19 protein-coding genes and 2 pseudogenes are annotated in these 17,092 nt (G+C 58.1%); 15 read left to right on the top strand and 6 right to left on the bottom strand.

The window, feature by feature from the left end:
- The first annotated feature begins 61 nt into the window (after positions 1-61).
- From cysZ to AC3IYG_RS05310, 8 genes and pseudogenes are all read left to right on the top strand, one after another.
- Positions 62-841, top strand: a complete 780-nt coding sequence (gene cysZ / locus AC3IYG_RS05345) for a sulfate transporter CysZ (protein WP_489312713.1) — start codon at positions 62-64, stop codon at positions 839-841.
- Between the two features lie 51 nt (positions 842-892).
- Complete coding sequence (locus tag AC3IYG_RS05340) at positions 893-1,357, top strand: DUF6538 domain-containing protein (protein ID WP_489312712.1); 465 nt, start codon at positions 893-895, stop codon at positions 1,355-1,357.
- A 252-nt stretch (positions 1,358-1,609) separates the two neighbouring features.
- The gene (locus tag AC3IYG_RS05335; RefSeq protein ID WP_489312711.1) at positions 1,610-2,227 is read left to right on the top strand and encodes a hypothetical protein; all 618 of its coding nucleotides are present in this window, start codon (positions 1,610-1,612) and stop codon (positions 2,225-2,227) included.
- Between the two features lie 61 nt (positions 2,228-2,288).
- Complete coding sequence (locus AC3IYG_RS05330) at positions 2,289-2,714, top strand: hypothetical protein (RefSeq protein ID WP_489312710.1); 426 nt, start codon at positions 2,289-2,291, stop codon at positions 2,712-2,714.
- Positions 2,715-2,800: 86 nt separating this feature from the next.
- Positions 2,801-2,998, top strand: coding sequence for a hypothetical protein (locus AC3IYG_RS05325; RefSeq protein ID WP_489312709.1), 198 nt, complete (start codon positions 2,801-2,803; stop codon positions 2,996-2,998).
- Between the two features lie 520 nt (positions 2,999-3,518).
- A complete protein-coding gene (locus tag AC3IYG_RS05320; protein ID WP_489312708.1) occupies positions 3,519-4,010 on the top strand; it encodes a hypothetical protein in 492 nt (163 codons plus the stop codon).
- Between the two features lie 144 nt (positions 4,011-4,154).
- A complete protein-coding gene (locus AC3IYG_RS05315; RefSeq protein ID WP_489312707.1) occupies positions 4,155-4,967 on the top strand; it encodes an endonuclease NucS domain-containing protein in 813 nt (270 codons plus the stop codon).
- 415 nt (positions 4,968-5,382) lie between these two features.
- A pseudogene (locus AC3IYG_RS05310) lies at positions 5,383-5,688 on the top strand (restriction endonuclease); the annotation flags it as partial.
- A gap of 156 nt (positions 5,689-5,844) precedes the next feature.
- Here AC3IYG_RS05310 and AC3IYG_RS05305 read toward each other — a convergent pair.
- Positions 5,845-6,105 carry a hypothetical protein gene (locus AC3IYG_RS05305; protein ID WP_489312706.1) on the bottom strand — a complete coding sequence of 87 codons (261 nt, stop codon included), beginning with the start codon at positions 6,103-6,105 and terminating at the stop codon, positions 5,845-5,847.
- 432 nt (positions 6,106-6,537) lie between these two features.
- On the opposite strand from AC3IYG_RS05305, the gene AC3IYG_RS05300 reads away from it, so the two are divergent.
- The 3 genes and pseudogenes from AC3IYG_RS05300 to AC3IYG_RS05290 all read left to right on the top strand — a co-directional run bounded on the left by AC3IYG_RS05300 (position 6,538) and on the right by AC3IYG_RS05290 (position 8,107).
- Positions 6,538-6,807, top strand: a complete 270-nt coding sequence (locus tag AC3IYG_RS05300; protein WP_489314004.1) for a hypothetical protein — start codon at positions 6,538-6,540, stop codon at positions 6,805-6,807.
- Positions 6,788-6,898 (top strand): annotated as a pseudogene (locus AC3IYG_RS05295) (sulfate transporter CysZ); the annotation flags it as partial. The gene AC3IYG_RS05300 and the pseudogene AC3IYG_RS05295, both read left to right, overlap by 20 nt.
- Positions 6,899-6,937: 39 nt before the next feature.
- A complete protein-coding gene (locus AC3IYG_RS05290) occupies positions 6,938-8,107 on the top strand; it encodes a glycosyltransferase family 4 protein (RefSeq protein WP_489312705.1) in 1,170 nt (389 codons plus the stop codon).
- Between the two features lie 196 nt (positions 8,108-8,303).
- Here AC3IYG_RS05290 and AC3IYG_RS05285 read toward each other — a convergent pair whose 3' ends face one another.
- The 5 genes from AC3IYG_RS05285 to AC3IYG_RS05265 form a co-directional block, all read right to left on the bottom strand.
- A complete protein-coding gene (locus AC3IYG_RS05285) occupies positions 8,304-9,413 on the bottom strand; it encodes an NADH:flavin oxidoreductase (protein WP_489312704.1) in 1,110 nt (369 codons plus the stop codon).
- A gap of 79 nt (positions 9,414-9,492) precedes the next feature.
- Positions 9,493-10,098 (bottom strand): TetR/AcrR family transcriptional regulator, encoded by a 606-nt coding sequence (locus tag AC3IYG_RS05280; RefSeq protein WP_489312703.1) that lies wholly within the window; start codon positions 10,096-10,098, stop codon positions 9,493-9,495.
- A gap of 184 nt (positions 10,099-10,282) precedes the next feature.
- Positions 10,283-11,020: a nitroreductase family protein gene (locus AC3IYG_RS05275; protein WP_489312702.1), complete on the bottom strand. Its 738-nt coding sequence runs from the start codon at positions 11,018-11,020 to the stop codon at positions 10,283-10,285.
- A gap of 96 nt (positions 11,021-11,116) precedes the next feature.
- Positions 11,117-11,599 carry a glutathione peroxidase gene (locus AC3IYG_RS05270; RefSeq protein ID WP_489312701.1) on the bottom strand — a complete coding sequence of 161 codons (483 nt, stop codon included), beginning with the start codon at positions 11,597-11,599 and terminating at the stop codon, positions 11,117-11,119.
- A gap of 92 nt (positions 11,600-11,691) precedes the next feature.
- Positions 11,692-12,177: an FKBP-type peptidyl-prolyl cis-trans isomerase gene (locus AC3IYG_RS05265; protein WP_489312700.1), complete on the bottom strand. Its 486-nt coding sequence runs from the start codon at positions 12,175-12,177 to the stop codon at positions 11,692-11,694.
- Between the two features lie 12 nt (positions 12,178-12,189).
- Between AC3IYG_RS05265 and AC3IYG_RS05260 the strand changes: the two genes are divergently transcribed.
- The 4 genes from AC3IYG_RS05260 (at position 12,190) to yihG (ending at position 17,082) form a co-directional block, all read left to right on the top strand.
- Positions 12,190-12,489 (top strand): DUF3565 domain-containing protein, encoded by a 300-nt coding sequence (locus AC3IYG_RS05260; protein ID WP_489312699.1) that lies wholly within the window; start codon positions 12,190-12,192, stop codon positions 12,487-12,489.
- Positions 12,489-13,676 (top strand): acetate kinase, encoded by a 1,188-nt coding sequence (locus AC3IYG_RS05255; RefSeq protein ID WP_489312698.1) that lies wholly within the window; start codon positions 12,489-12,491, stop codon positions 13,674-13,676. Before AC3IYG_RS05260 ends, AC3IYG_RS05255 begins: the two co-directional genes overlap by 1 nt.
- Before the next feature lie 226 nt (positions 13,677-13,902).
- Positions 13,903-16,011 carry a phosphate acetyltransferase gene (pta, locus tag AC3IYG_RS05250; RefSeq protein ID WP_489312697.1) on the top strand — a complete coding sequence of 703 codons (2,109 nt, stop codon included), beginning with the start codon at positions 13,903-13,905 and terminating at the stop codon, positions 16,009-16,011.
- A gap of 156 nt (positions 16,012-16,167) precedes the next feature.
- Positions 16,168-17,082, top strand: coding sequence for a 1-acylglycerol-3-phosphate O-acyltransferase, YihG family (gene yihG, locus AC3IYG_RS05245; RefSeq protein WP_489312696.1), 915 nt, complete (start codon positions 16,168-16,170; stop codon positions 17,080-17,082).
- Positions 17,083-17,092: the final 10 nt, after the last annotated feature.

Raw genomic sequence — 17,092 nt, 5'->3', positions numbered from 1 at the left:
GCTTTCCCCGCTTCGGCAAAGCCGGTAAGGTCGGCGCGACTTCAACTCCCAGGAGAACCCTATGCCCGCCCCTGTGCTGTCCGGCCCGCAATACCTGCGCGAGGGCCTGAAGCTGGTGTTGAGCCCTGGCTTACGGCTGTTCGTGCTGCTGCCACTGACGATCAACCTGATCCTGTTCGTCGCCCTGATCGGTTTTGCGCTGCAGCAATTCGGCGGCTGGGTCGAGACATTCATGCCCAGCCTGCCGAATTGGCTGAGTTTTCTCGAGTACATCCTCTGGCCGTTGTTCGTGGTGCTGGTGCTGCTGATGGTGTTTTTCACCTTCACCCTGTTGGCCAACATCATCGCCGCACCGTTCAATGGTTTCCTCGCGGAAAAAGTCGAAGTGGTGCTGCGTGGCGAAGACAATTTCCCGGCGTTTCGCTGGAGCGAGCTGGTCGCCATGGTGCCACGCACCTTTGCCCGTGAGCTGCGCAAACTCGGCTACTTCCTGCCACGCGCCCTCGGGCTGTTGATCCTCTCGTTCATCCCGGTGCTCAACCTGTTGGCCGCGCCGCTGTGGCTGCTGTTTGGCGTATGGATGATGTGCGTGCAATACATCGACTACCCGGCGGACAACCACAAACTCGGCTGGAACGAGATGCTCGCCTGGCTGCGCGAGAAGCGCTGGCAGAGCCTGGGCTTCGGCGGTTCGGTGTACCTGGCGCTGCTGATTCCGGGGGTTAACGTGCTGATGATGCCCGCCGCCGTGGCTGGCGCCACCCTGTTCTGGGTGCGTGAGCGTGGGGATGCGGTTGTCTCTCCCATGGCCAAGACAGGGTCTAACGAGCCTGCAAGCTGACGTCATAAGCGCCCCTTTCCTGCTAACTGATACAGACAGCAGGTACAGAACATGGCGCTTATCGCTCAACCCTTTCGGCATCCCGACTCGGGGATTTACTACCTACGTCGTGTAGTCCCCGAAGACCTACGCCCCATCCTCGGCAAAATCGAGATACGCCGCTCTCTACGAACCCGTGACCATCGCCAAGCCAAGGCAGCCTTTGCCGTTGCCTATGCGGAGTCGGAACGGCTGTTCTATGAGGCTCGCCAGCATGTTGGCCAAGGTGTAGCACCCAGCTCAGACGTAGTTGCAGCCCTCGCAGAGACCACCCCTTCCCTGCCATCTACGAGCACTTCTACGCTCGACGCTACTCAGATTCCGAAGGAGGTCAGCGACTGGATAACTGGGCATGCCTCGGGGAATGAGGGCGACAGGTACGGCACCAATCCGCTGTCGAGGATGGCGGAGGAGCTGAAGAAATTGCAGAGTATCGCGCGTGCTGCGGGATTATTACTCCCAGAACACACGCTTTAATTGAGGTAGTGGACAAGATGATGGCGAATTAGTAGCGTCGCATAGTCTGCTTTCGACTCAGAGGGCAGCAGGGCTTGCCGTCATCCATGTCGCGTTTCTCCCTGAGCAATGTCGCGTTTGCCGCGATCACCTCTAAGCTAGACAAGGACTTACAGGACGACAAGGAATGTTATACGACACGCCATCGCGACAAGAAACGCGACACGGCATGTCGCCTAATAGTAGTTAGATATGCCAATAACGAGACCATACATGCCACACTGCAGCCGCGCCAAGAAAACCATCATTACATTCATGCTTAGCTTTATAAGTGCACCTCTATTAGCCGATGACATGCATAGCATACTCGGATTTGAAATCGGAAAACCTATAGAACTACCAGCCTGCCAAGAAAAAAATGGAATGTACCCGACACATGTCAATAGCACATGCATTCAGCCACCTCAAAAACTAAAGGGATATGAAGAAAAAATTAGGCGCATAAGCCTAACCTCAGACGAAAGTCCCTCCTGGCTTAAATTTAACCGCCTATTTGCCTTTGAAAATAAAGGCATTCTTCTGGGGGTATTATTCATAACAACAGGCTACGAAACTCAAGACATTATAATAAATACTTTAAGCCACAAGCTCGGACACGAAGGCTCCCCAGAGGAGTACGTATTACGGAATAACTTCGGAACTAAATTTATTGTTAAATGGGTTGTGTGGCGCGGTAGTGATATAAAGGCTGAATACAGACCCTCGGTGAACATTTATGACTCAAGCCTAAACAACCTAGAGTCTGCAGAAGTAATTTATGAAACGGAAGAGGGTCGTAAATACAGAGAGTCAATTCAAACAAGAATAAACAACAAGACCAGGCCTCTATAATTATATGCCACCATCCTCAACCACAGATCAAATCTCAAAAGAAATCGGCATAAGAATTTCCGTGTCCATGTACGGAAAAGGCCGTAGTTTCATAATGGCAGGAGGCCTAGTTAAAGCATACGAAGGACATGAGTTCGTCTACCTTCATCTTTTATGCCAAGGGCTTGAGTGTATCGGCAAGGCACTACTGCTGGAGCACGACTATCAAAAGTACAACCCCAAGCTAAGGAGCGCTTTTGGTCACAACCTAGAAGCCCTCATATCTGAAATTTTTATTATTTCACAAATATCACTAATAACTAACGACGCACTGAAAGAACTTACACAACTAAACCTTTTCTACAAGAAACATATTCTTCGCTACGGTAACGCTACGGATATCAGAAAAACCCCCTCTCAGTTATCTGGCGACGTCCTTCACAGAGATCTTGTAGCTTGTTTGAGTGTTCTAAATGAGAAATTCTCAGCTTATGAGCACCATATCTAACAAACGGTTCAAGGCCGCTCGCTTCGCTAGCTCGGGACGGCTGCCGCCGCCCCTTAACCTGAACGTTAAAAGACAACAGCATAAATATGAAGAAACAACTCGCTGCGTATATCCTCAAGCTAAATGAGGCAGCACAAGCAACTAAAAGGACTGAGGATAGGTCGCTATACGAAAAGTATCTCGCTCACGCAGCTGTAATTCTGGCGCTTGTAGAAAGTGGCGCGGAAGAAAAAACGATTCGCCGTGAGGTACAAGCCCATGATCGCCTATGGGGTAATACGTAGCTAGTCGATGAGACTTACAAGCATGCGAGTAATGCGTGGAACAAAGTAAAAGAGGCTATGTAATGCATACATTGTCTTCTAACAAGTCGCTGAAATCGCTCATTTCATTCTCTGGGACGGCGTTCCGCAGCCCCTTAGCTTAATCGTTATGTCACAGGTGATAAACAGTGTTTTACTTAATATTTGCCTTTTTGCTTATATCGGTGCTAACGAGCCTCTACTGCGTATATAAAATATTCTCGTGCATCAATCCGGGTTACGAAAAAAAGGCACAGCTTCTTGGGCCACTATTCTTACTCTGGCCAGGCGCATTAAACAAAAATGGATTTATTTATTTGGCAGTTCTATTTATTAGCATTGCGCTATTCATGACACTCTTCCACCACATACCAGAAGCATAGCCGTGCAATGAAACATAACAATGTGCTCAAAGCGCTCACTCCGCTTGCTGGGACGGCGTTCCGTCGCCCCTTAGCTTAATCGTTACGACCCGAACTCAGCAGAAGCTCAGAAGCGCCTGATGACCCTTATCGAAGAAATGAACAGGCAATCAGATCGGGGCGTCGCCATTGTTGGCGCTGCTTGGGTTGAAGAGTCGATGTCTGCTGCCATCGAGTCTTTTTTGCACTCCGAGCCAAAAGCATGGAAACGACTCTTCGGAGGCAATGGCCCTTTAGCTAATCTGTCGGCAAAAATTGATCTTTCTCGCCTGCTAGGGCTAGTTAGTGATGTCATAAAATCTGACTTGCATATTATCCGTGAAGTCAGGAATGAGTTTGCCCACCAAATTGCACATAAAACAGACCATACACAACTGAGCTTTAGCACTCCGCACATCAAGGATAAGTGCTTGGCAATTAAATGCGTGGCCCACGAAGAGCTAACGGAACCTCGCAACGCCTTTATCCGATCCTGCGCAATATTGTATTCTGACTTTAAGATGGTTCAGTTTTTTGGAGTTAAAGTATCCGACGGTAGCCAAGTCTTCGCAAATATAGAGCGCTACAAATAGCCTGCCGTCTAAGCACACCTTGAGCCTAACATGCGGTTCAAGTCGTTCGCTTCGCTTACTCGGGACCGGCTAAAACCAGCCCCTTAACCAAACGTTAGACGGACATTCGAGGCTCTATCGGTTCCGGCGCCGGAGTTCTTTACCATGCATGAGCGAGCCTTTGAAATACTTGTTAGAAACTGCTTGGAAGACATTTTCGGGATCAGCTGGCGCCTGATCGCTCAGCAACTTTCGCTGCCGTCTGGACGGTTGGACCTACTCATCGCGGATGGCTTTGATAATCGCCATCTCCTTGAACTGAAGAAGGGTCGCGCTACGCTCGTTGCAATCGATCAAGCGAGCCGCTATTCCGAAGAATTGTCTGCCTTGCTGGATGGAGCAACAGTAACGCCATGGGTGGTTGCACATGAGATACCGACGCGAGTCGCGGAGCGCGCCGCGAGCGAAGGGATCAAGACGCTTGCGATTTCTTTTGCGAGCTGCGAGAAGTTAATGATGGCGCGCGGTTTGGGCGAGAGAGACCTACTTGGCGACCGCAGAGCCGCCGGAGTATTGCATGGAGGTTCCGGAAAGACGGGACTATGGGAAACGATCGATAATGAGGAAGCATTTAGTGGTATGCCGACCTCCACGGCCTCGCTATTGCGTCAGCTCGAAAGAGCTGCGCATTTCATTGTGCAGTCGGGAAGGATGCAGACCGCTGTTTACTACCGCGGAGTAAAGCTTGGCGGAGTAAATCGCAAACACCGTCACTGCTACGTTTCGGAGGGTGTTGTTCTCCGCAACGAATTTGCAGAGTTTCTTTCGCATCATGGATTTCGACGGAAATGCAAGACCCAGGCGTCTAGTTCCCACGAGCATATCTGGTGGGAGGTCCCGTGGCAGCACTCCGTGCAATTTAGCTCAGCGTTGCAGCAGGCCCAACTCGTCGTCGATCGCTCGCTCCGCGTGATCTAAGCCTATGTCATGCGCTGCGAGTGTCCGCCCAACAAACGGTTCAAGGTCGTTCGCTGCGCTCACTCGGGACGGGCTAAAGCCCGCCCCTTAACCTGAACGTTAGACCTACTCTCCAAACGAGTCCCCGCATGAAATATCTATACAACTCAAATGAAATAAAAAATCAGTTGAGCATTATTTTTCCGGCCCAAGCACTAAATGGGAAGTTGTCTGGCTCGTCGGTTATAATGCACTAGATCATATTCCATGCGGAGTATCTGAGCTGAGTGTTGTTTGCTGGCCTAAAGCAGGCGAAACCAATCCAGATGGAGTACGCCGCCTTATCGCCAATGGAGTTACCGTATATTTCTTTGATCGACTGCATCAGAAAATTTATTGGCAGGAAGGTGCTGGCCTAATAGTCGGCTCGAAGGACGACTCCGCTGAAGATCGCGTACTTACGACCTTGGATGAGCTGGAAGGCTTCCATATTGTTAAGGCTATCGTTCGAATTGCGGCCGATGCGAAACGGATTATTCACTGCGATACACAGAGTTACTTCGGTGTTCTACTCGATGACAACAACCGCAAGCCACTGTGTCGACTGCATGTCAACCGCAGCCAAAAGTACATCGGTATCTTTGACAAAGAGAAGAACGAGACCCGCCATCCAATCTCCTCCCTTGACGACATCTATGGCTTTGCTGACCAACTAAAGGAGACGGTCAGCTACTACGACTGAATAGGAGCCTGTAAGCACTGACCACTTTTCTAGGGAGGTGGTCAGGTTCAAGCAGTCAGCCGGAAAGGACAGGACTTGAATCGGGAACGTCTTCTTACGAACGCAGACAGGGTAGCTCCCGCGTTCATGGAACTCTGACATACCCCCTTTTGTACCTCAGTAGTCCTCCTCATCGTCTTCGTCCTCTTCATCGGACGAATAGCTAGGAGCATTGTCTTCTACGTAAGACTCACACCCTTCATTGAAAGAGTTCGAGTCTGTGCTGCAATCATCAGCATCATCAATGTCATTCTCCTCGGCCCACCCATATCCAGCTTCGTGACCAGAGCAATCATTAGTGCACTCATAGCCGTTAAACGTGGCCGCATACACTCCTGAACTGGCAGCAAGCAACACTACAAAAACCAAACCTTTCATTCCGTCCCCTCACCTACCCTAGGTAAATTCCGAGATGCAGGAATGAATTCAATCAGCACCAAACCTGCTCCAGACTGCTGGTACAATCGTAGCCGACTCCTTGGAAAGGGGGTCTGCTTATGGCGCGGATTGCAGCCGCCGTGAAGGCCAGCGCATCTTTTTACACCTCGCCCCCTCAGCAGACCTCGCCAAAATACTTGATCAGCTCATGACCCAGGGCATTGCCTTAGAGGTTCGCAAGGTTGGCGATGAAAGCGCGCGGTTATCCATCAAGCCTCCAAATGAAATTAAGACTGTTCGCTCTGAATTGCTAGACCTCAATGCTACAGACGCTCACTGCTTTTAAACTGAGCCTACTGAAGAATAAAGCTTTACTTGGTGAAGCGTAGCTTTTGCCGCTAACGGCGTATTAAGAATAAATGGAGACTGTTGATGGCAGTTAAATTTAATATCAATATTTACCTAAAGAGTGGTAATACTTTAGCGACAAGCACTTTCGAGACCTCCGGCGTGCGAGAGCTGGTGAGTAGTTATAGAAAGTACTTAGAAAAAGGGCTTCAAACAGTTTGGAACTTTCCTATGCAAAAGAAAACCAATCAAAGTGGAGGGGAGCAGGAGTATATATATCTATCATTTGCAGATGTTTCGATGATCCAGACCGTTGAGGAAACGGTGCCGGGGGCTGCTGATTCCAGGGGTTAACGTGCTGATGATGCCCGCCGCCGTGGCCGGCGCCACCCTGTTCTGGGTGCGCGAGCGTGGCGAGAACGCTGTCACATCGACGCAACACTAACGTCACACAGCTTACATGGCGCCAGTCGAGACTGGCGTCATGACTGCCTCCCCCCTGCATATCGCACTGATCAGTGAAACCTTCCCGCCGGAAATCAACGGTGTGGCCAATACCCTTGGCCGCCTGTGTGCCGGCTTGCGCGAGCGCGGCCATCGCCTGCAACTGGTGCGCCCGCGGCAGATCGCCGATCAGGGCCAGAAAAGCGGTGACGAACTGCTGCTGACCCGCGGCTGGCCGCTGCCCGGCTACCCCGGCTTGCAGTGGGGCCAGGCGTCCATGCACAAGCTGCTGCGCCGCTGGAAACGCCAGCGCCCGGATGTGCTCTATATCGCCACCGAAGGCCCCCTTGGCCTGTCCGCGCTGCGCGCCGCACGGCGCTTGGGCATTCCGGTGGTCAGCGGTTTTCACACCAACTTCCAGCAATACAGCGAACACTACGGCCTCGGCCTGCTGACCCGCCTGCTGACCAATTACCTGCGCTGGTTTCACAACCGCTCACAGCTGACCCTGGTGCCCAGCGCCAGCCAGCGCCTGGAGCTGGAGCGGCGCAGCTTCGAGCGCGTGCAGTTGCTGGCGCGCGGCGTCGATGGGCAGCTGTTCCACCCGGGCAAACGCTCGAGCGAGCTGCGCGAAAGCTGGGGTTTGAGCGCCAACGACCTGGCCGTACTGCATGTCGGGCGGTTGGCCGCGGAGAAGAATCTGGGCCTGCTCGGGCGCAGCTTCAGGGCGATGCAAGCGGCCCACCCGCAGCAGCGACTGAAGTTGATCCTGATCGGTGACGGCCCGCAGCGCGCGGCGCTGCAACGGGAATTGCCGGACGCCCTGTTCTGCGGCGTGCTGCGCGGCGAAGAACTGGCCACGCATTACGCCTGCGGCGACCTGTTCCTGTTTCCCAGCCTCTCCGAAACCTTCGGCAATGTGCTGTTGGAAGCGCTTGCCTCCGGGCTGGCCGTGGTGGCGTTCGACCAAGCCGCAGCGGCCCAGCATATTCGCCACGGGCACAACGGCGCGTTGGCCATGCCGGGGGACGAAGCGGCCTTTATCGAAGCCGCCTGCTGGTTGCTGGAAGGCACCGAGACCTTGCGCCGCGTGCGCCTGAACGCTCGCCAACATGCCGGCAGACAGGGTTGGGGGGCGATAGTCCAGCACTTCGAGGAGCACCTGCGGGCGGCTCAACAACAGAACGAAGCGCTGTCGCCCCCTAGGTAAATGCCTTGGCCGGGGCGGTAAACGCCAGGCTCAGCGCGGCGAAACCAGGCACATCGCTCAGCACCGAAGGGTCGCTGGCATAACTGCGGCGCCAGCAAACCGATTGCGGGTTTCAGCAGGCGAAAAAAAGCCCCGATGTGCCGGGGCTCGAGAAACGCTGCGCTGACCAAGCAGCGCAGTGCGGACAACTATCGAATCAAACCAGGCTCATCAGTGCTTGGCGGCTGAAGGGCAAGATGTCCTCTTCACGACCCTCGCGGACTTTCATCGCCCACTCCGGGTCGACCAGCAAGGCACGGCCGACCGCCACCAGGTCGAATTCCTGCTTATTCAGGCGCTCCAGCAGGCCTTCAAGCTTGGCCGGCTGCGCGACCTTGTCGGTGTTGACCATGAACTGCAAGAACTCGCCATCCAGGCCCACGCTGCCGACGGTGATGGTCGGCTTGCCGGTGAGCTTGCGGGTCCAACCAGCCAGGTTGAGCTCGGAGCCGTCGAATTCAGGCTCCCAGAAACGGCGAGTCGAGCAGTGGAAAATATCCACGCCGGCATCGGACAGCGGCTGCAGGAAATCACCCAGCGCTTCTGGCGTCGTCACCAGGCGGGCGCTGTAGTCCTGCTGCTTCCATTGCGAGAAGCGGAAGATGATCGGGAAATTCGGGCCAACGGCGGCGCGCACGGCCTGGATCAGCTCGATGGCGAAGCGCGAGCGGTTGGCCAGGTCGCCACCGTATTCGTCATCGCGCTGGTTGCTGCCTTCCCAGAAGAACTGATCGATCAGGTAGCCGTGGGCACCGTGGATTTCCACACCGTCCATGCCGATGGCCTGGGCGTCCTTGGCCGCCTGGGCGAAGGCGGCGATGACCTCGGCGATATCCGCTTTCGTCATGCCATGGACGACTTCGACGCCATCCTTGAGCTTCTCGCTCGGGCCATAACCGGGCACGCTGGCGTCCGGTTCGGTGCCGAGTTTGCGCACATTGCCCACATGCCACAGCTGCGGGACGATCTTGCCGCCTTCGGCGTGCACGGCCTCGACTACTTTCTTCCATCCGGCCAGCGCATCTTCACCGTAGAAACGCGGCACGTTCGGGTAGCCATTGGCGGCTTGGTGACCGACCGTGGTGCCTTCGGTGATGATCAGGCCAACGCCCGCAGCAGCGCGACGACGGTAATACTCGATCACTTTGGAATTCGGAATGCCGCCCGGCGAAAACGAACGGGTCATCGGTGCCATCACCACCCGGGTCGGCAGCTGCAAGGTGCCGAGGTGGAAGGGTTCGAACAGGGCTTTTACCAGAGAGGTCATGCGGTTCTCCTAATCAGGAACGAGAGGCAGGCGACCGGTCGTCTCGGCGCCAGATAAAAAAATGCAGCGTTGCAACCCATCAGCACGGCGTCAGCAGACGCTCCAGTTGATTCAGAAATACCGTCAGGGGGGCCGCCGTACCGCCCACCTTCATGCGCATCAGCGCGCCTTCCCAGGCATTGCCGATGAACTCGGCCAGCGCCGCGCAATCAGTCTCCGGCGACAGTTCACCGGCGTCGCGAGCAGCTGCCAGACACTGTGCGAGTATCTCCACCGAGCGTTGCAGGATGCTTTCCACCTGGGTGCCGATCGGTTGGCAGAGTTCGGCCATCTCGAAGCTCAGGCTACCGATGAAACAGTGGTACTCAGGTTTTTCCTGGCGAGCGAAGTGCACCATCAGCTCGCGGTAATAACCGACGATCCGCTCGCGCGGGCTCAGCGCCGGACGACCCAAGGCCTCGGCATAACGCACCAGGCGCGGCGCATACAGATGCTCGAGGGCCTGCAGGGCGAAGTCTTCCTTGCTGGCGAAATAGTGGTAGAAGGAGCCCTTGGGAATCCCGGCGGCCTGGACGATTTCCTGCACGCCGGTGCCGTGATAGCCACGACGGGTCATGACCTCGGCACCTTTGGCAAGGATCAGGTCACGCTTGTCGAGGCGGATGCTGCTGGTAGCGTTATTCATGGCGCAAGCATATGACCGGTCGTCTAGCCCCGCCCAGCACTATTGATTTGCGTGATTAACCGCTAAAACCTGTCCAAGGTAAGGCGCTGGCAACGGCGGACGCAGAGCGTCCTGGGCTGCCTGCCCACGCGGAGCGTGGGAACGATCAATCTGGTGAGCGGAATAACCCCTCGCGACCGTGCCCCTACAGCCAGGTCACATGCTCATCCAGAGGAAAGCGCAGGCGCGGGTTGTAAACGCCCTTCTCACCTTGCCGGCCGACGGCCAGCAGCATGATCGGGATGGCTTCGCGCGGGATGCTCAGGGTCTTGCGCAAGCGCACTTCGTCGAACCCCTCCATCGGGCAGGTGGCATAGCCATGGCTCTGGAACGCCAGCATCAGGTTCTGCGCCGCCAACGAGGTGGATTTGACCGCCCACAGGCGCATCTGCGCCTTGCTGTTGGGCGTGCGCATCAGCGGCTTGCGCAGCGCCGCCAGACGTACCAGCTGACGCTTGAACAGGCCGAGCAGGCCAAGGGGGCCCTGGTTGTACTGATAGGGTGCGGTGCGCGCATAGAAGTGTTCGATGCGCTTGGGCACCTGCGGCTCCGGCCAGTATTTGACGATATTGCCGCAAGCCTGGCGCCAGGTATCCGGACGCGCCAGCACTGCGATCAGCAGCGGCGCCTTGGCGGCATTCTGGCTCATGCACACCGGATGCAAACGCTGCAGCAGCAGAGGCTCGCGGATGACCTGAAAGCTCCAGGGCTGCAGGTTGCAGGAGTTCGGCGCCAGTACGGCCAGCTCCAGGCAGTCGCGGATGACCGCCTCCGGCACCGGCTCGCGGGTAAAACGCCGCACCGCACGGCGGGTCTCGATCAAGGCGCGCAAGGCTGCGGGCCCGGCGTGCGAGGCGGGGGTGTCAGTCGGGAACTGGGTCATGGCGGGCATCCTCGGGCGATTAGCCGAGGATGCCCGTGCAGCCTGGGGGCGACAAGTGCAACGGAGAAAGCGCCCGCGGGATTGGCGCAAGCCCCCTCAAGCCAGGGCTTTTTCGATTGCCTGGATCAGCGCCGGATCGTCCGGGGTGGTGCGTGGCGAGAAACGCGCCAGCACACGGCCATCCTGGCCGACCAGGAACTTCTCGAAGTTCCAGGTGATATCGCCGGGAAACTCGGCACCCTCGCCCGCCAGCAAGCGGTACAACGGATGACGACCGGGACCGTTGACTTCCAGCTTGCTGCCCAGCGGGAAGCTCACCCCATAGTTGAGGCTGCAGAACTCACGGATCTCATCTTCGCTGCCCGGCTCCTGGCCCGCGAACTGGTTGCAGGGCAAGCCGAGCACGCTGAAACCCTGGGCGCGGTACTGCTGATGAAGGCTTTCCAAACCGGCGTACTGCGGTGTCAGGCCGCATTTGGACGCGACATTGACCACCAATAATACCTGGCCCTTGAAAGGCGCAAGCGGCAGCTCCTGTCCATCGAGGGTGCGTAGATTGATGTCATGAAAGGCACTCATGATGAACTCCCAAATGATCACAACAGACAAAAAAGGCGCCTATAGGCGCCTTTTCAGTACTCTCAGTCAGCCGTTTTACCAGCTTAGCTGAATCAATGGTGGTGACCACCTTCGCCATGCACGTGGCCATGGGCGATTTCTTCTTCGCTGGCCTCACGCACCGCAACGATTTTGATCTGGAAGTTCAGGCGTTGGCCGGCCAGCGGGTGGTTACCGTCAACTGTCACGTCATCACCGTCGAGGTCGCGGATGGTCACGATCTGCATACTGCCATCCGGCGCGGAGGCGTGGAACTGCATGCCGACTTCCAGCTCGTCGACGCCTTCGAACATGCTGCGGCTCAAGGTGCTGACCAGCTCTGCGCTGTATTCGCCATAGGCTTCTTCGGGCTCGACGGCAACCGTCAGCTCATCACCGGCTTGTTTGCCGATCAGAGCCTTTTCCAGACCGACGATGATGTTGCCTGCACCCTGCAGGTAAACCAGCGGAGCACCGCCAGCGGAACTGTCGATCACCTCACCGGCGTCGTTGGTCAGGGTATAGTCGATGGAGACAGCCTTATTGGCGGCGATCAGCATGGGGCGAGACCTTTGCGAAAGATTGTAGAACGGGCAAGTTTAACCAAGCAGTCGTCCGAAAGCGACCCGAGCGCTGACAGACGGCCAAGCACCGGTGCTTGCCGTATTCTTGACTTCCGTCAGGACGAAGACAGCCATTGGGTGGCGGTGCTGTCCTGCGGGCATACTCAGCACCTGCGCCACCAACCGCCCTGGCAGGCACGCGACTGGGTATTGGACCCGGCGCAACGGCAGGCGCAGATCGGCCAGCCGTTTCCCTGTGGCTGGTGCGCACAGGATGCCAAGCACATCGAGCAAAACAAGGAGTCATGATGCCTGCACGCAATATTCTGGTAATCAACTGTGGCAGCTCGTCGATCAAGTTCGCGCTGGTCAGCGAGGCGCACTCGCAATTTTCCCTGAGCGGCATCGCCGAACGCCTGGGCACCCATGATGCCGTGCTGCACTGGCAGCGCGGCGGCGAGCGGGACAGCCTGATGATCCCCAACGGCGACCACCGCGCCGCGCTTTCACAGTTGCTGCCGCTGGTGCAAAGCGCCGCCGGCGGCAAGCTGCATGGCATCGGCCACCGCGTGGTGCACGGCGGCGAACGCTTCACCAGCGCACGCAAGATCGACGCCCAGGTGCTGGCGGCGATCCAGGCCACCGCGCCCTTGGCGCCGCTGCACAACCCGGCCAACCTGCTGGGCATCGAGGCGGCCATCAAGCTCTACCCGAACCTGACCCAGGTCGCGGTATTCGATACCGCCTTCCACCAGACGCTGCCCGAATACGCTTACCGCTATGCCCTGCCCGAGTCGCTGTACCGCGAACAGGGCATTCGCCGCTACGGCTTCCACGGCACCAGCCACCGTTTCGTCAGCCATCGCGCGGCGGAGTTGGCAGGCCTGGCGTTCGGCGACAGCAGCTGGCTGTCGGCGCACCTGGGCAACGGCTGCTCGACCTGCGCCATCGTCAACGGCCAAAGCCGCGACACCAGCATGGGCCTGACCCCACTGGAAGGCTTGGCGATGGGCACCCGCAGCGGCGATGTCGACCCCAACCTGCACAGCCACCTGGCTCGCTCCCTGGGCTGGAGCCTGGAACGGATCGAACAGCTGCTCAACCACGAGAGCGGCCTGCTCGGTTTGTCCGGCCTGTCCAACGACATGCGCAGCCTGGAGCAGGCGCGCGAGCAGGGCCATGCCGGCGCGACGCTGGCCATCGAGGTGTTCTGCTACCGCCTGGCCAAGTCCCTGGCGGCGATGAGCTGCGCCCTGCCGCAGCTGGACGGGCTGATTTTCACCGGTGGGATCGGCGAGAATTCACCGCTGATCCGCAGCAAAACCGTGGCCCATCTGAAGCTGCTAAACCTGGCCCTCGACCAGCAGGCCAACGCCCGTTGCATCCGTGGCGTCGCCGGGCCGATTCAGGCGTACGGCCACCCGCGAGTGCTGGTCGTGCCCACCAACGAGGAGCGGCAGATCGCCCTGGACACCCTGGCGCTGCTGACCCACTAATACGATCGGATCGGGATGTACTCATGGGCTATGTCCGGCTAGATGTTGAGCGGGCGGTTGCTCTTCGTAGGCGCGGGCCATGCCCGCGATAGGCGGTTTTGCGGGCATGGCCCGCGCCTACAGGTTTTGTGCTTTCCCAATGCGCGACTTAACTCAGCCATAACCCATATATTTGCCCAACGCGGCATCAGCGGACGAGTGCTCTCGCCCACACTCAGGAAATGACATGCAGACCTTTTTCATCGCCCCGACCGGCTTTGGCGTCGGCCTCACCTCCATCAGCCTCGGCCTGGTCGGTGCCCTCGAACGCGCCGGGCTGAAGGTCGGCTTTTTCAAACCCATCGCCCAGCCCCACCCCGGCGATCTCGGCCCGGAGCGCTCCAGCGAGCTGATTGCCCGCACCCATGGCCTGCACTCGCCGAAACCGCTGGCCCTGACACATGTCGAGCGCATGCTCGGTGACGGCCAGCTGGATGAGTTGCTGGAGCAGATCATCAGCCTGTACCAGCAGGCGGCCGTGGATAAGGATGTGGTGATCGTCGAAGGCATGGTGCCGACCCGCCACGCCAGCTATGCGGCGCGGGTCAACTTCCACCTGGCCAAGAGCCTGGATGCCGAGGTGATTCTGGTTTCGGCGCCGGAAGACGAGCCGCTGAGCGAACTGTCCGACCGCATCGAAATCCAGGCGCAGCTGTTCGGCGGGCCGCAAGACCCGAAAGTGCTGGGCGTGATTCTCAACAAAGTGCGCAGCAGCGATGGCATCGAGGCCTTTGCCGAGCGCCTCAAGGAACTCTCGCCACTGCTCAAGAGCAACGACTTCCGTCTGCTCGGCTGCATCCCCTGGCAAGAACAACTGAACGCCCCGCGTACCCGCGATATCGCCGACCTGCTCGGCGCGCGGGTGATCAACGCCGGCGACTACGAACAACGGCGCATGCTGAAAATCGTGCTCTGCGCCCGCGCCGTGGCCAATACCGTGCAGCTGCTCAAGCCCGGCGTGCTGGTGGTCACCCCGGGGGATCGCGACGACATCATCCTCGCGGCCAGTCTGGCGGCGATGAATGGCATGCCGCTGGCCGGCTTGCTGTTGTGCAGCGATTTCGTCCCCGACCCGCGGATCATGGAGCTCTGTCGCGGCGCGTTGCAAAGCGGCCTGCCGGTACTCACCGTCACCACCGGTTCCTACGACACCGCCACCAACCTGAACCGTCTGAACAAGGAGATTCCGGTCGACGACCGTGAACGGGCCGAGCGCATCACTGACTTCGTTGCCAGCCATATCGACTACCAGTGGCTGAGCCAGCGCTGCGGCGAGCCGCGCGAGCTGCGCATGTCGCCGCCGGCGTTTCGCTACCAGTTGGTGCAGCGCGCGCAAGCGGCGAACAAACGCATCGTTCTGCCCGAAGGCAGCGAGCCGCGCACGGTGCAAGCCGCGGCCATCTGCCAGGCCCGTGGCATCGCCCGCTGCGTGCTGCTGGCCAAGCCGGAAGACGTGGAAATCGTCGCCCGCGCCCATGGCATCGAACTGCCGCCGGGCCTGGAGATTCTCGACCCGGACCTGATTCGCAATCGCTATGTCGCACCCATGGTCGAGCTGCGCAAAGGCAAAGGCCTGAACGCGCCAATGGCCACGCAACAACTGGAAGACTCGGTGATGCTCGGCACCATGATGCTGGCCTTGGACGAGGTCGACGGCCTGGTTTCGGGAGCGATTCACACCACCGCCAACACCATCCGCCCGGCTCTGCAGCTGATCAAGACCGCACCCGGCTACAAGCTGGTGTCCTCAGTGTTTTTCATGCTTTTACCCGATCAGGTGGTGGTCTATGGCGACTGCGCGGTGAACCCGGACCCAAGCGCCACGGAACTGGCGGAAATCGCCCTGCAAAGTGCCGACTCGGCCACGGCCTTCGGCATCGAGCCGCGCGTGGCGATGATCAGCTACTCCACCGGTGACTCGGGCAGTGGTGAAGAGGTGGAAAAAGTCCGTGAGGCGACCCGCCTGGCACACCTGGCACGCCCCGAACTGCTGCTGGATGGCCCCCTGCAATACGACGCGGCGGCGATCGACAACGTCGCCCGACAAAAGGCACCGGACAGCCAGGTGGCCGGGCGCGCCACGGTGTTCGTATTCCCCGACCTGAACACCGGCAACACCACTTACAAGGCGGTGCAACGCAGCGCTAACTGCATCAGCGTCGGGCCGATGCTGCAAGGCCTGCGCAAACCGGTGAACGACCTGTCACGCGGCGCACTGGTCGATGACATCGTCTATACCATCGCCCTGACCGCGATCCAGGCCGCCAACTTGCCGACCGACAAAAGCCCTGAATAACCGCGCATACAGGCTGTTGGTCAGGGCTTGCAGTTCACTGAACACAGGTTACCCTGTGCCGCCACACGGCCCATTGCGCGAATAAAAACAGCGTGGGGCCACTCAATAACAACCATGGGCGTACCAGACCGCCCCCTTTTGGAGGCCCCTGCCCCCATGCTGCGTCTTCTGCCTGCCCCACTCAAAGGCTCGATCGCCACACTGTTGTTGGCGCTCAATACCCTGATTTTCTGTTGGCCGCTGTTCATCGGTGCACTGGTCAAGGCACTGCTGCCCTTCCAGGCGGCCAGGCGGGTGATCAATATCGCCATGCACTGGTCGGCCGAAAGCTGGATCAGCGTCAATAAAACCTGGATGAACGCGGTCGGCCACACCCGCTGGGATGTGCAAGGGCTCGAAGGCCTGGACATGCACCATACCTACCTGGTGACCAGCAACCACCAAAGCTGGGTCGACATCCTGGTGCTGCAATACCAGCTCAACCGCCGGGCGCCATTCCTGAAGTTTTTTCTCAAGCGCGAACTGATCTGGGTGCCGGTGATCGGCCTGTGCTGGTGGGCGCTGGAGTTTCCCTTCATGAAGCGCTTCAGCAAGGAATACCTGAAAAAGTACCCGGAAAAACGCGGCCAGGACCTGGCCACCACGCGCAAGGCCTGCGAGCGTTACAAGACCAACCCGGTGTCGGTATTCAACTTCCTCGAAGGCACCCGCTTCACCCGGGCCAAGCACGACCTGCAGAACTCGCCCTTCAAGTACCTGCTCAAACCCAAGGCCGGCGGCATCGCCTTCGTGCTGGACGCCATGGGCGAGCAACTGACTGCGCTGGTCAACGTCACCATTCACTATCCGCAAGGCAAACCGAGCTTCTGGAGCCTGCTATGCGGACAGATCGAGCAGATCGTGGTGCGCGTCGAACAGCAGAGCATTCCGCGCCAATTCATCGGCAAGAATTACGATCAGGACGAGCAGTACCGCCTGGCCTTTCAGCAGTGGGTCAACCAGCTGTGGGAAGCCAAGGACGCGCAGCTGGCCAGCCTGCATGAGCAATTCCCGGTCCCCACCAAGGGCTGAAGCGCGAACA

The sequence above is a fragment of the Pseudomonas sp. KH_027 genome (genome assembly GCF_057838565.1).
The sequence above is the reverse complement of the archived record's forward strand: the minus strand, read 5'-3'. Positions and strand labels throughout refer to the sequence as shown.